This window comes from Exercitatus varius (assembly GCF_029577735.1).
Taxonomy (GTDB): domain Bacteria; phylum Pseudomonadota; class Gammaproteobacteria; order Enterobacterales; family Pasteurellaceae; genus Exercitatus; species Exercitatus varius.
Map to the genome: position 1 here is coordinate 373,453 of NZ_JARQTO010000001.1, position 13,540 is coordinate 386,992.

Annotated in this window: 9 protein-coding genes; 3 read left to right on the top strand and 6 right to left on the bottom strand. The window is 44.9% G+C overall.

Features of this window, described 5'->3' with window-relative positions; translation table 11 throughout:
• The first annotated feature begins 8 nt into the window (after positions 1-8).
• A complete protein-coding gene (locus P7M01_RS01770; protein WP_317482851.1) occupies positions 9-3,032 on the top strand; it encodes a glycoside hydrolase family 2 TIM barrel-domain containing protein in 3,024 nt (1,007 codons plus the stop codon).
• Positions 3,033-3,148: 116 nt separating this feature from the next.
• Here the strand turns inward: P7M01_RS01770 and P7M01_RS01775 are convergent, their stop codons facing one another.
• The 4 genes from P7M01_RS01775 to P7M01_RS01790 all read right to left on the bottom strand — a co-directional run bounded on the left by P7M01_RS01775 (position 3,149) and on the right by P7M01_RS01790 (position 6,424).
• Positions 3,149-4,045: a hypothetical protein gene (locus P7M01_RS01775; RefSeq protein WP_317482852.1), complete on the bottom strand. Its 897-nt coding sequence runs from the start codon at positions 4,043-4,045 to the stop codon at positions 3,149-3,151.
• 250 nt (positions 4,046-4,295) lie between these two features.
• Positions 4,296-4,682, bottom strand: a complete 387-nt coding sequence (locus P7M01_RS01780) for a DoxX family protein (protein WP_317475293.1) — start codon at positions 4,680-4,682, stop codon at positions 4,296-4,298.
• 105 nt (positions 4,683-4,787) lie between these two features.
• The gene (locus tag P7M01_RS01785; RefSeq protein ID WP_317482853.1) at positions 4,788-5,477 is read right to left on the bottom strand and encodes a pirin family protein; all 690 of its coding nucleotides are present in this window, start codon (positions 5,475-5,477) and stop codon (positions 4,788-4,790) included.
• A 191-nt stretch (positions 5,478-5,668) separates the two neighbouring features.
• Complete coding sequence (locus tag P7M01_RS01790) at positions 5,669-6,424, bottom strand: alpha/beta hydrolase (protein WP_317480970.1); 756 nt, start codon at positions 6,422-6,424, stop codon at positions 5,669-5,671.
• 482 nt (positions 6,425-6,906) lie between these two features.
• Here P7M01_RS01790 and P7M01_RS01795 point away from each other — a divergent pair, with 482 nt between their 5' ends.
• Complete coding sequence (locus tag P7M01_RS01795) at positions 6,907-8,235, top strand: CitMHS family transporter (RefSeq protein WP_317477393.1); 1,329 nt, start codon at positions 6,907-6,909, stop codon at positions 8,233-8,235.
• An 89-nt stretch (positions 8,236-8,324) separates the two neighbouring features.
• Here the strand turns inward: P7M01_RS01795 and folE are convergent, their stop codons facing one another.
• Entirely contained in the window at positions 8,325-8,978 is a 654-nt protein-coding gene (gene folE, locus P7M01_RS01800; RefSeq protein ID WP_317482854.1) for a GTP cyclohydrolase I FolE, read from the bottom strand.
• Positions 8,979-9,226: 248 nt separating this feature from the next.
• Between folE and asnS the strand changes: the two genes are divergently transcribed.
• Complete coding sequence (asnS, locus tag P7M01_RS01805) at positions 9,227-10,630, top strand: asparagine--tRNA ligase (RefSeq protein ID WP_317475284.1); 1,404 nt, start codon at positions 9,227-9,229, stop codon at positions 10,628-10,630.
• A 102-nt stretch (positions 10,631-10,732) separates the two neighbouring features.
• Here the strand turns inward: asnS and topA are convergent, their stop codons facing one another.
• Positions 10,733-13,345 carry a type I DNA topoisomerase gene (topA, locus tag P7M01_RS01810; RefSeq protein ID WP_317482001.1) on the bottom strand — a complete coding sequence of 871 codons (2,613 nt, stop codon included), beginning with the start codon at positions 13,343-13,345 and terminating at the stop codon, positions 10,733-10,735.
• Positions 13,346-13,540 lie beyond the last annotated feature (195 nt).

Sequence of the window (13,540 nt, forward strand, 5' to 3'; positions counted from 1 at the left end):
AGTCCAGCATGATTTTACCGCAATACTTTGAAAATCCTGAAATATTACAGGTTAATCGCCAACCTCATCATGCGTATTTTGTGCCGTTTGCAACCAATCAACAACCTGACCAATTAACGCGAAAAACATCGCAATTTTTTACCGCACTTTCCGGTAAAAACTGGGATTTTACTTATTATGACAGCGTACGGAACTTACCTGAAAATTTCCTGCATTTGCCTCTACAAAGTAATATTCCCGTGCCGTCTAACTGGCAAACCCAAGGTTTTGACCGCCATCATTACACCAACATTAACTACCCTTTCCCATTTGATCCGCCTTTCGTACCAAAAAACAATCCTTGCGGGCATTATCGCCACGAATTTGGCTTGACTAAAAATCCTAATAAACGTTATTTGTTAAATTTCGAGGGTGTGGACAGCTGCCTGTTTTTGTATATTAATCAACAATTTGCAGGTTACGGGCAAATCAGTCATTGTACGCAGGAATTTGATATCACTAATCATCTGAATTCGGGCAAAAACGTGTTGGATGCGGTGGTATTGAAATGGTGTGACGGCAGTTATTTGGAAGATCAGGATAAATTTCGCATGTCGGGCATTTTTCGCGACGTTTACTTGTTAGAACGCGATAAAAATTATCTGCAGGATTTCTTTATTAAAAGTGAATTAGTTGATGATTTCAGCCAAGCGAGTTTAACCGTTGAAACCCAATTTTCAGGTGAAAAACAAAAGGTCGAATTTGTGCTTTATGATCCGCAAGGAGCGGAAATTGCGCATCAAAGTGCGGTAGATTTTTCACTTGTTTTGGATAACCCGATTTTATGGAATGCCGAAAATCCGCAGCTTTACCGATTAACCATGCAAACAGGCAACGAAATTATCGAGCAAAAAATAGGATTCCGCAAAATTTATGTGGACAATGCCGTGCTGAAAATTAACGGTCAACCGATTAAATTTAAGGGTGTTAACCGTCACGACAGCGATCCGAAAACAGGCTACGCGATTTCCCGTGAGCAAGCGTTGCTTGATCTTAAATTGATGAAACGGCACAACATCAACGCCATTCGCACTGCGCACTACCCTAATGCGCCTTGGTTCGGCGAGTTGTGCGATCGGTACGGTTTTTATCTGATTGCAGAAAGCGACATCGAAAGTCACGGTGCCAGCATGCTTTATGTGGAAACGCCGGAACAAAGTATTTTTCTGAATAATCAACGAATTAACCGCGACGAACAAATACGGCAGCAAACTATTGATAATTTCTGCTATTTTGCCCGCGCGCCGGAATTTAAAGCGGCGATTTTAGACCGCACGATTGCCAATGTAGAACGGGATAAAAACCGCACTTCCGTAGTGATTTGGTCTCTCGGTAATGAAAGCGGTTACGGAGAGAACTTCGAAGCCGCCGCGGCGTGGATTAAACAACGGGACGCCGGCCGTTTAGTACATTACGAAAGTTCAATTTATCAACACAGCCAACACCAAAACGATTTATCCCATTTAGATTTCTACAGTGAAATGTATCCGGGCACCGAATCTTTAGACACTTATTGCACGGATGCCAAAACCGCCAAACCTTACCTGTTATGCGAATACAGCCACGCCATGGGCAACTCAAACGGTGACGCGGAAGATTATTGGCAATCGTTTGAAAAATATGATAAATCCTGCGGCGGATTTGTCTGGGAATGGTGCGATCACGCGCCGTATCTGCCCGACAATTCCGGACGGATGGGATACGGCGGCGATTTTGGCGACACACCGAATGACGGCAACTTTTGCATGGACGGTTTGGTTTCGCCGCTCCGTATTCCGCACAGCAATCTGTTAGAACTGAAAAACGTCAACCGACCGATTCGCGCCCGTCTCAGCGGCAATCGGATTGAAGTGAAAAATTATTGGGATTTCACGAAATTAGACGAAGCCGTTACGATTCGTTATGCCGTAAAAGAAAACGGCGAAACCGTAGAACAAGGCGAATGTAAAGTAAAATGTGCGCCGAAACGGACCGCACTTTTGCCGTTGAGCTTGCCGGATTATCGCGGAAAGTTTACCACTTTGGACTTGGAATACATTGCCGCCGCCAAAACCGATTTGCTGGAACCCGACCATTGTTACGGATTCGACCAAATTGTCATTCATGACAAAGATTTGGTTCTACCGAAAATATCTAAAAAATCGCCCGCACTTACGCCTTTTGCGGTGATTGAATCCGCGCGCAGTTTAGCCGTTAAAAATGGGGATTATCATTATATTTTTGATAAAGATCGCGGCATTTTTACCGAAATTCTACAAAAAGGAAAAGCGCTAATCGAGCGACCGCTGGAGTTTAATATCTGGCGTGCGCCGACGGATAACGATCGCTTAATTCGCGAATTATGGCAAAACGCAGGCTACCATCAGGCTTACAGCCGCGCTTATTCTGTGACCTGGCAACAAACGGAAAATGCGGTCGTTATTCAAGCGGTTTTAGCCATGGTTGCCACTTCCAGAAGCCGGATTTTAACCTTGCGGGTGACTTACCGGTTACATCAAAACGGGCAGCTGTCCGTTGAAATTCACGCTGAACGCCCCGCTCATCTGCCATATTTACCGCGTTTCGGTTTACGTTTCTTTCTGCCGAAAACCCGTGCGCAGGCGCAATATTTTGGTTACGGCTCGCAGGAAAGTTATTCGGACAAACACCATTTGGCGCGTTTGGGCAATTATGCGACGAACGCGGCGGAAAATCACACCCATTATCTTAAACCGCAGGAAAACGGCAGCCATTTCGGTTGTCATTACGTTCGCCTGAATAATTTGTGGGTTTCCTCTACCCGCCCGTTCAGCTTCAATCTTTCGCCTTATACTCAGGAAGAATTAACGGCTAAAGCCCATGATTATGAGTTGACGGAATGCGATTCCACCGTACTTTGCGTAGATTACAAAATGAGCGGTATCGGTTCCAATTCCTGCGGCCCGGTATTAAAACCGCAATATCGCTTGCTGGAAACGGAATTTGACTGCGGTTTTGTTATTTGCTTTGAATAATCATGGGTTGAACCCATAAAAGTGCGGGCAATTTTTGTTGAGTTTTTTGCATAAAAAAACCGTCGTTTCCGGTTACGCCGAGGCAACGGAAACGACGGCTTTATATTTTCCGACGATTACTTTTTCTGCACGCCCACGACTTTAATATCGTTGTTATGCGCCCGGATAAACGCCTGGGTTTCTTTCATGATCGCCTGCACTCGCGGGTCTTCCCAACGGACGATTTTGTCGTTTTCATCCCGTTTATCCGACCAAATCATCACGCCGTCCGTGTATTTGTAACTAATTTCCAGCATTTGGCGCCAAACTTTCGGGTCGATAAACTGCTTGAAATATCCGCTGTTTTTGGCGGAATAATATTGCGGCCAGATATAGCCGATAATTTTTTTCTTCGGATTGCGGCTTTTAATTTCCTGCACCGTGAGACTGACATCTTTTTCCCAGGTTGTCACGTCGGGATTGACAATATACAGCACCGGATTGGCGTAATCCGAAATCGCGCCGGATTGATTGCGGCGTTTATTGAATTCTTTCCATTTATCGTGCGAAACCTGATACGGCGCCTCGCCGCGGTAATGGCGAATAACGCTCAGACTTTCCGTCGGCAAGCCGTAATTACTGATGATTGCATTCGGATTTTCGTGTTTAAAAATATTAAACATCAGCTCAAAATCATGACGCAATTCATCCGGCGACAACAACTGCCCGCCTTTATTGCCAAACCAGGACTCGATATCCGTAGAAATCACGGTGTGCCCTTCCGCTCGCGAACGACGCGCCAATTCCATGATTTTTTCCAGATTTAGCACGCCGTGTTTGCGTTTGCCCGTCGGATCCGGCTTCACCAATTCGGATTCGTAAATCAACATCGCTCTTGAGATTTTCTGCGAAGTCAGATCTTTCGGTTTGCCTACATAATCCATCATATCGTAAATGGCGAAATCTTTCGCCGATACGCTCATTACCGCCGCCATCGCGCCTAATGCGACGGTCCATTTAGCTAATTTTTGCATGAATTTACTTTCCTTTTTTACTGTCGTTCTACTCATAGACCCGCATTTACCGCATGAGTTCAGATTCAAAATTTCTAGAAATATGAATGAGGTACGAAAAAAGTTTGCGAATTAAAGCGTACAAAGCCAGGCGAACGCCAATGAAATAAAACGGCCGGAGGTTGTGAAAATTGGTCAACGGGACAAATAAAAAGTGCGGTCAAAAAACGCGACATTTTTTGACCGCACTTTAGCGCTAAATTAAAGAAAATTATTTGGCGATTTTCGCATCAAGGGAGAATTTTCCCGCACCGGTTACGAAAATGAACAAGAATGCCATGGCGAAAAGCACCGCCGGCTCCCCTTGGTTCGCAATCGGGTTGAAGAAAGTCGCCGCGCTTGCGTGGAACATCAAATACGCCACGGTCATTTGACCGGCTAATAAAAATGCTGACGCGCGAGTGAATAAACCCAAAATGATCAGCGCGCCGCCCACGGTTTCAATCAAGCCGCCTACGCCCATGAGCGAAAGCAACGGCATATCGCCTGTGAGTTTCTGCAAACCGTGTAACAGAATTAAATAACCGATTACCACGCGGCTAATCAATAAAATTACCGGGCTTAATGCTGATGAGAGTTTTTCGAATAAGCTATTCATAAGTTTCCTTGTTAAGTTATGTTAAGTTCGTCGCATATTTTATTTAAATTCAAATTTGCAACAAGATATATTTTTGCAAAATAAATTTGCAAAAATGGAAAGATACTATTTTAAATCGAACAATAAAAATTCCACATCGCTCGATGTTTCGATTTTTGCCCGTTCTTCCGCCCGAATACCGACCGCATCCGATGAGGAAAGCGCAATATTGTTCACCTTCAATTCGCCTTTAACGACTTGCAACCAGTAATTTCTTGCAGAATTAAGTGAAATATCAATCGTTTGATCGGCTTTATATTGATAACGCCAAAGCTTCATATCCTGATAAACCCGGAACGATTCGCCCTCGCCTGTCGGCGAAAGAATCAAGGTTGCGCCTTCTTCATCGGCAAAACGGCGTTGATCATAACGCGGTGCGTTATCTTTAACATTCGGAATAATCCAAATTTGATAAAGATGCAGCATTTCGTCATTCGACGGATTAAATTCCGAATGGGTTACGCCGCTGCCCGCCGACATAAACTGGAATTCGCCGGCGTTAAATTCTTTCACATTGCCCATACTGTCTTTATGCGCAATTCGACCTTCCAGCACATAAGTCAGAATTTCCATATTGTCGTGCGGATGGGTGCCGAATCCCATGGTCGGCGCCACAAAATCTTCGTTAATGACACGCAAATGTGAAAAATGAACATGCGCCGGGTCATAATAGCCCGCAAATGAAAATGTGTGATTAGCTTTTAGCCAGCCGTGATCTGCATAGCCGCGTTCGTTCGCTTTTCTAACTTGTAACATAAATTTTCCTTATTTGTTCTTACGCCCTATTGCGTATGGATGCGCCTATTTTAATTGAAGATAAAATTGCAACAAGTCACAATAATTAAAGATTATGTTGCATAGATGAAAAGATAAATAGAAAAATCAGCCCGGATAAAACCGGGCATAATGTCATTGATTGAACTTAAAACCTTTTCCGGTTTTCACATTTAAGGAGCAAAGAATTCCACCGCTTTACCTATCGCCAAATCCATATGTTTCGGATTCGAAAACGGGTGATCGGCGCCGTCCACCTCGATTAGCTCAATCATATTATTTTCCGCAAAAGCCTGCGATGCGGCGATGTCCACGATTTTATCGGCGTTACCCTGGATAATCAGAATATTCTCCGATTCGTCCAAATATTCATATTGCTGAATGTCGCCTTGTTCCAGCTCGTCCAGGAAATCCTTGCCGATTTTTATTTTACGCTCGAAACCGAGCATAACTTCCTTGCCCTTCGCCGCTTTGTCGCGCTCATCCTCAGTCATATTGCCTTGAAACGCTTTAAACATTTGTATTGCAGGTGCGCGCAGCGCAATTTTGGTAAACGGATTTTCCCGTTTGGCGATATATTTTAACGTGAGATAACCGCCAAAACTGGCGGCATAAACATACAGACGCTTGGCATGAAGTTTTTCCTTGGCGTAATTCACCACCAGTGATATATAAGTCAAGCATTCCGCGACCGTCAATTTCTTGCGGGCGTCACTGCCGTGCGCCGGAAAATCGAAAGCGATCGCCGCGTAGTTTTTGTATTTTGTCGTTAAACGCTCGCCGAATTTATCGGTAGATTTCAGATCTTTGCTCGAACCGAAACCGTGCAAAATCAGCACGATATTTTCCGCCGCATGGGGATCTTTGTCGTAAAATAATTTGCAGCGAATACTGTGTCCTTGTTCATTAATGTCGAAATTTTTTTCCATTATTTCCTCTCCAAACTATCGTCGGTAGTATAAAACTTGCCGTTCGCTAAATAATGTAAAGTGCTCTTGCCGATATTTGCCGATAAACAAATCGTCATTTGCTGATGATGTTCCGCGGTTAGGATAAGGCGAGTTTTGCCGAAAGGCAAGCGGCCGGGTTTCGTTAAGAGTCGAAAAAACTTCGCAAAATTTGCCCGCACTTTTTAAGCATTTTGTGCCTATGCCCATCATTTAACCGATATAAAACCGCATAATTGGTGATTAATTCATCTAAATGACTAGTGTTATCTATAAATTTTATGATCTACATCACAAATTCAATTTGTCTCATTGGACGTGATTTAACAAATCCCCTATGATACGACCGTTCGATTTTCAGATACTCCATAAAGGTTATCTGGGCGTTGAATATTTGACAGTTTTGTCATCTCCGTTATGACTTTTATAGTCGTCTAACCAAAGTATTGAGGAGTATCCATCATATGTTTTTAGGTATTGTTGGTATCTTAATGATTGTGGTCATTGTTTGGGCATTGATTCAATCAAAAACCCATCCGGTGCCGATTTTTGTTATCGTGCCGATTATTGCCGCGCTGATTTGCGGTTTTACCCCAGTAGAAATTTTCGGCTTTATTAAAGACGGCGTGTCGAAAACCTGGTCCACTGCGGTATTGTTCATTTTCTCCATCGTCTATTTCTCTTTGATGGGCGACGTCGGATTATTTGATCCGATGGTAAACTGGCTGGCGAAAAAAGCCGGTAACAATATTATGCTGGTTACCATTGCAACGGCCTTAATTGCGGTTGTCGCCCATTTGGACGGTGCGCTGGCTTCCACTTTATTAATTACCATCCCGGCTATGCTACCGGTTTATAAGAAACTGCATATACGCCCGGTGGTGCTGTTATGTATTATCGGTGCCGCTATGAGTATCATGAACCTGGTGCCGTGGGGCGGTCCGGTCGCACGTGTGGGTGTGGTATTGAATACCGATGTAAACGAATTATGGAAACAATTAATCCCATTGCAAATTGTCGGTTTAGTGATCCTTGTGGTCTTTGCCGGTTATATGGGACTTATCGAAAAACGTCGCGGCGCGGGGCTTAATCCGACAGGCAAAGCGGCGGAACTTGACGAAACTCTGGTGCCGACCGATAGCGGAACCAGCAAAGCCGACTTAGAAGCGATGAAACGTCCGAAATTACTTTGGTTTAATGCGCTATTAACCGCCGTAGTCATCGGTTTGCTCTGCTTCACTAAAATCCCGTTGTACGGCGCGTTCATGTTCGGTTTAGCCGTTGCGTTGATCGTAAACTTCCCGGGCTCCAAAGCACAGGCGAAAGCGATTAAAGTGCATGCGGATACCGCATTAACCATGCCGATGATTTTATTGGCTTCCGGTATTTTCCTTGGTGTCTTGAGCGGTACCAAAATGATGGAAAATATGGCGATGATTTTAATCAGCATCGTACCGAACGCCATCGGCGGTCATCTGCAAGATGTCTTCGGTGTGTTGGGTGTGCCAATCGGCATGTTATTGGGTACGGATTCCTATTTCTTCGGTTTAATGCCGTTAGCTATCGGTGTCGGTGAACAATTCGGCGTCAGCGGTCAGGATATGGCAATGGCGATGTTAATTTCTAAAAACTACGGCGTTCTTGTTACACCGCATGCCGCTACGACATTCTTGGCTTGCGGTTTGGCCGGCGTTGAAATTAAAGATATGCTGAAATTCTGTGCTCCGCGCCTTTGGGTATTATCGCTCGTCTCTTTAGCCTGCGGTGCAATGTTAGGATTATTCGCACTATAGGTGCTACCGATATAACAAAATAAAAGCCTCACAAATTTTGTGAGGCTTTTATTTTGAAACTACTCTATAGAGTTAATTTTTCAAACGGTTTATTTATTCACCAAAGAAAGAAATTCTTTACGGGTTTCGCGATCTCCCAAAAAAGCGCCGCCGAAAGCGGAGGTAACGGTATAGCTGTTGCTGTCTTTAATACCGCGGCATTTTACGCAGAAATGGGTGGCTTTCATGTAAACCGCCACATCTTCCGTTTCCAGAATGGTCTGAAACGCCAGTAAAATCTGTTCCGTCAAGCGCTCCTGTACTTGCGGGCGTTGAGCGAAAAATTGGACCACTCGGTTAATTTTAGATAATCCGATAACCCATTTTTTCGGATAATAGGCGACGGAAACCAAACCGTCGATAGTCACAAAATGATGTTCACAGGTGCTGGTTAACGTCACATCGTTCACTAACACCATTTCGCTGACTTTCATGCGATTTTCGATATTGGTAATTTTAGGAAAATTGGCATAATCCAAACCGCTGAAAATTTCATCCACATACATTTTGGCCAAACGAACCGGCGTTTCTTCTAAACTATCGTCCCGTAAATCCAGTCCAATCAGTTCCATCACTTCGCGCATTTTCTGCTGAATGGCGATACGACGTTCGTTTTTATCCTGCCGCAAATCGACCATAGGCGTTTCGATGCCCTTCTCGATTAAAGCGTCCCGGACTTTTTTTGCTTCCGCTGAAATTGTCATTTTAAAATCTCGGTAAAAATAATTGGCGTATTCTAGCAAAATCTCATTGAAGAAAAAACCGGAGACAACAAAGTGCGGTCAGAAAATCAAAAGATTTTTGGCCGATATTTTTCAACACCGGATCAATCCGGAAATCCTGTCTGCGAATGAAGAATAAAATCACATTAGTTTTTGGTAATTCGGTTAATTTAAGGTAAACTACCACACATTTTCAAACCAAATATTGACTCAAAATTTCGGAGATAAAAATGACAAAAATTGCATCGATTGCTGATGTGCTCCAAGGCAAGGTTGCCGTGGGTGAAAAAGTAACCGTTCGCGGTTGGGTGCGCACTCGCCGCGATTCAAAAGCCGGCCTCTCCTTCCTTTCCGTTTACGACGGCTCATGTTTTAACCCTATCCAGGCTATTATCAATAACGACATCGCAAACTATGAAGCCGAAGTTTTACATTTAACCGCCGGCTGTTCCGTGATTGTGACGGGAACGGTGGTCGAATCGCCGGCGCAAGGCCAAGCGGTTGAATTACAGGCTGAAACCGTTGAAGTTACCGGCTGGGTGGAAGATCCGGATACTTATCCGATGGCGGCAAAACGCCATTCTATCGAATATCTGCGCGAAGTGGCGCATTTACGTCCGCGCACCAATATTATCGGTGCCGTTGCCCGTGTTCGTCACTGCTTAGCGCAAGCGATTCACCGTTTTTTCCACGAACAAGGTTTTTACTGGGTGGCAACGCCGCTCATCACGGCGTCGGATACGGAAGGTGCGGGCGAAATGTTCCGCGTTTCCACTTTAGACTTAGAAAACTTACCGCGCACACCGGAAGGCAAAGCGGATTTCAGCCAGGATTTCTTCGGCAAAGAAGCGTTTTTAACCGTATCCGGTCAGCTGAACGGTGAAACCTACGCTTGCGCATTAAGTAAGATTTATACTTTCGGCCCGACATTCCGAGCGGAAAACTCAAACACTACCCGCCATCTTGCGGAATTCTGGATGGTAGAGCCGGAAATCGCTTTCGCCACGTTGGCCGATAACGCAAAATTAGCGGAAGATATGTTGAAATATGTGTTTAAAGCCGTATTGACGGAACGTCGTGACGATCTGGAATTTTTCGTCAAACACGTGGATAAAGACGTAATTAACCGTTTGGAACACTTCGTTAATTCACCGTTTGCGCAAATCGACTATACGGATGCGATCGAGGTATTATTGAAATCCGGCAAAAAATTCGAATTCCCGGTTTCCTGGGGAATCGACCTGTCTTCGGAACATGAACGCTACTTAGCGGAAGAGCACTTTAAATCTCCGGTCGTGGTGAAAAATTATCCGAAAGATATTAAAGCTTTCTATATGCGTTTAAATGACGACGGCAAAACCGTGGCGGCAATGGACGTATTAGCGCCGGGAATCGGTGAAATCATCGGCGGTTCGCAACGTGAGGAACGTTTAGACGTGTTAGACAAACGTATGGTTGAAATGGGCTTAAATCCGGATGATTACTGGTGGTATCGCGATTTGCGCAAATACGGCACGGTGCCGCATTCAGGTTTCGGTCTGGGCTTTGAACGTCTGATTGTTTACGTCACCGGCGTACAAAATATCCGAGATGTGATTCCTTTCCCTCGCTCACCGCGTAACGCGAATTTCTAATCTTAACTAACGCCCCGCTATCGGGGCGTTTTCTGTTGCTATCACGGCTTTCGGATAACAAAAAACGCGGCCGTTTTTGACCGCACTTTTGCTGTATCCGGATTATTTTTTACTGCGTTCAACCCATTTCCCATCGACAAAATCCACAATCCATTTGGTTTGTTTGCCGTTTTTGTCGTCGGACGAAACATATTGTCGCTTTTCTTTACGACTGAAACGGATTAAGGCATCGTTGCCGTCCGGATCTTTTTGCGGCGCATCGGCCAAATATTGTAATTTTTCCGGTAGACGTTCGCGATATAGCGCCAATTCCGCCACTTTCGCCGGACGGGATTCCCGTGATTTAGGGAAATTATGAGCGGACATAAACACACCGCTTGCTCCGTCGCGTAAAACAAAATAAGCGTCGGATTTTTCACATTTTAATTCCGGAAAGTGAACAGGTTCTTCTTTAGGCGGCGCCACGTCTCCGTTTTTCAGAATTTTACGGGTATTGTCACAATTCGTACAGGCCATATATTTACCGAACCGTCCCAATTTCAGGTGCATATCCGCGCCACATTTGTCACATTCCACAACCGGGCCGTCATAACCTTTAATTTTAAAAGCGCCTTCTTCCACAAGATAGCCGTCGCAATTCGGATTATTACCGCAAATATGCAGTTTACGGTGCGAATCCAGAATATAGCTGTCCATAGCCGAACCGCATTTCGGACAACGTTTCCGCGCCATCAATGCTTTGGTCTCGGTTTCACTGTCCAATACGTTAAGCAATTCCGCTTCCGGAATTAAATTCATCGTGGTTTTACATCGTTCCTTCGGCGGCAGGGCATAACCGGTACAACCGAGAAATACGCCGGTGCTGGCGGTTCGAATAGCCATTTTGCGCCCGCAAGTCGGACAGCCAATATCAATCGGCACGATACTGTTCGGCTTCATGCCGCCTTCCAGTTCGTCCAATTCCGCTTTGCTTAATTGACCGGAGAAATCTTTAAAAAATTGATTTAATTCCGCCTTCCAGTTTTTCGTGCCGTCGGCAATTTGGTCCAGCATATCTTCCATGCCGGCGGTAAAGTCATAATTCATCAATTCGCCGAAAGACTGATTTAAACGATCGGTAACGATTTCTCCCATTTTTTCCGCATAAAAACGACGGTTTTCCGTGCGTACATAACCGCGTTCCTGAATGGTAGAAATGATGGTGGCATAAGTTGAAGGGCGACCTATTCCGCGTTTCTCCAGCTCTTTTACTAATGCGGCTTCCGTAAAACGTGCCGGCGGTTTAGTGAAATGTTGGGTCGGTTGCACATTGTTTAGGGTTAATTTTTCTTGTAAAGCGACCGCAGGTAATTCCTGATCCTCCGGATTTTTACCCATTTGCGGCAGAATTTTGGTCCAACCGTCAAAGCGTAAAATACGCCCCTTCGCCTTCAATTCATAATCGCCGGCAGAGACCGTTAATGTCGTGCTGTCATATTGTGCCGCCGGCATCTGACAAGCGACAAATTGACGCCAGATTAAATCGTACAAACGCTCGGCGTCTTTTTCCATACCGGACAAGTGAGATGCGGACACGTTCACATCGGAAGGGCGAATCGCTTCGTGAGCTTCCTGCGCATTTTCTTTGCTGGAATAAAAATTCGGTTTTGCCGGCAAATAATTCCCGCCGAAATGCTGTTCAATGTAACCGCGCACCATGCCCAAAGCATCCTGACTCAAATTGGTAGAATCGGTACGCATGTAGGTGATGTAACCCGCTTCATACAAACGTTGCGCCAGCATCATGGTTTTCTTTACGCTGAAGCCGAGTCTTGTGCTGGCGGCTTGCTGTAAAGTTGAAGTAATAAACGGCGGACGCGGGCGGGAAGTGGTCGGTTTGGTTTCCAAATCCGATACGATAAACTCAGATTTAGTTAAAAAATCTACCGCACTTTGTGCCTGCTCCGCATTTTTAGGAGAGAATTTTTTGCCTTTAAATGCCGTAACGTCGAGGCGAATTGCGGCTTTATGCGCCGTAAATAAATCTGCCGCCACTTCCCAGAATTCTTCCGGTTGAAACGCTTTAATTTCCCGTTCCCGTTCCACCAATAATTTTACCGCCACGGACTGTACCCGGCCGGCTGACAAACCGCGCGCCACTTTTTTCCACAGTAACGGCGAAACCATAAAACCCACTACGCGGTCGAGAAAGCGGCGGGTTTGTTGGGCGTTTACGCGATCGATATTGAGTTGTTCCGGCTTTTCGAACGCTTGTTTAATTGCGTTTTTAGTAATTTCATTGAATACGACGCGACTGAATCGACTTTCGTCTCCGCCGATAACTTCGCGTAAATGCCAGGCAATCGCTTCCCCTTCTCTATCCAAGTCGGTAGCCAGATAAATATGATCGGCTTTTTTGGCAAGAGATTTCAATTCGGCAACCACTTTTTCTTTGCCGGGAAGAATTTGATAATTGGCTTTCCAATCGTGATAGGGATCCACGCCCATGCGTTTCACCAAGGCGCTTTGTTCTTTTTCCGCTTTAATTCTGGCTTTTTCTTCCGTGCTTAAACCCTTAGTAGAAACCGGTTTGGCTTTTTCTCCCGAAGAGGCGCCCGCGGTAGGTAAATCGCGGATATGTCCGACACTGGATTTTACAATATAATCATTACCGAGATATTTATTGATGGTTTTTGCTTTGGCCGGTGATTCCACAATAACCAGGGATTTGCTCATAATTATTACCTGATGATTTTTTAGGTCTGTTTAATTGATGTAATCGGGTCGTTCGCTGCGTTTTTTAGAGAGTCACGCGTTTTGCTGAAAATAAACGGCCCCTGATGTCTAATAGTCTTTTTTATATTGCCGAATAATTGATTGTTTGGTCAATCTTTTTTTGATTCGCTTTCTGCAAATGTACAAAGACGCAAC

What these genes read in the sequence shown, in the direction of transcription:
- folE (WP_317482854.1), bottom strand. Translation starts at nt 8,978, where the DNA reads ATGACAATTTCAGCGGAAGCAAAAAAAGTCCGGGACGCTTTAATCGAG.
- P7M01_RS01785 (WP_317482853.1), bottom strand. Translation starts at nt 5,477, where the DNA reads ATGTTACAAGTTAGAAAAGCGAACGAACGCGGCTATGCAGATCACGGC.
- P7M01_RS01780 (WP_317475293.1), bottom strand. Translation starts at nt 4,682, where the DNA reads ATGAATAGCTTATTCGAAAAACTCTCATCAGCATTAAGCCCGGTAATT.
- P7M01_RS01775 (WP_317482852.1), bottom strand. Translation starts at nt 4,045, where the DNA reads ATGCAAAAATTAGCTAAATGGACCGTCGCATTAGGCGCGATGGCGGCG.
- P7M01_RS01790 (WP_317480970.1), bottom strand. Translation starts at nt 6,424, where the DNA reads ATGGAAAAAAATTTCGACATTAATGAACAAGGACACAGTATTCGCTGC.
- asnS (WP_317475284.1), top strand. Translation starts at nt 9,227, where the DNA reads ATGACAAAAATTGCATCGATTGCTGATGTGCTCCAAGGCAAGGTTGCC.
- topA (WP_317482001.1), bottom strand. Translation starts at nt 13,345, where the DNA reads ATGAGCAAATCCCTGGTTATTGTGGAATCACCGGCCAAAGCAAAAACC.
- P7M01_RS01795 (WP_317477393.1), top strand. Translation starts at nt 6,907, where the DNA reads ATGTTTTTAGGTATTGTTGGTATCTTAATGATTGTGGTCATTGTTTGG.
- P7M01_RS01770 (WP_317482851.1), top strand. Translation starts at nt 9, where the DNA reads ATGATTTTACCGCAATACTTTGAAAATCCTGAAATATTACAGGTTAAT.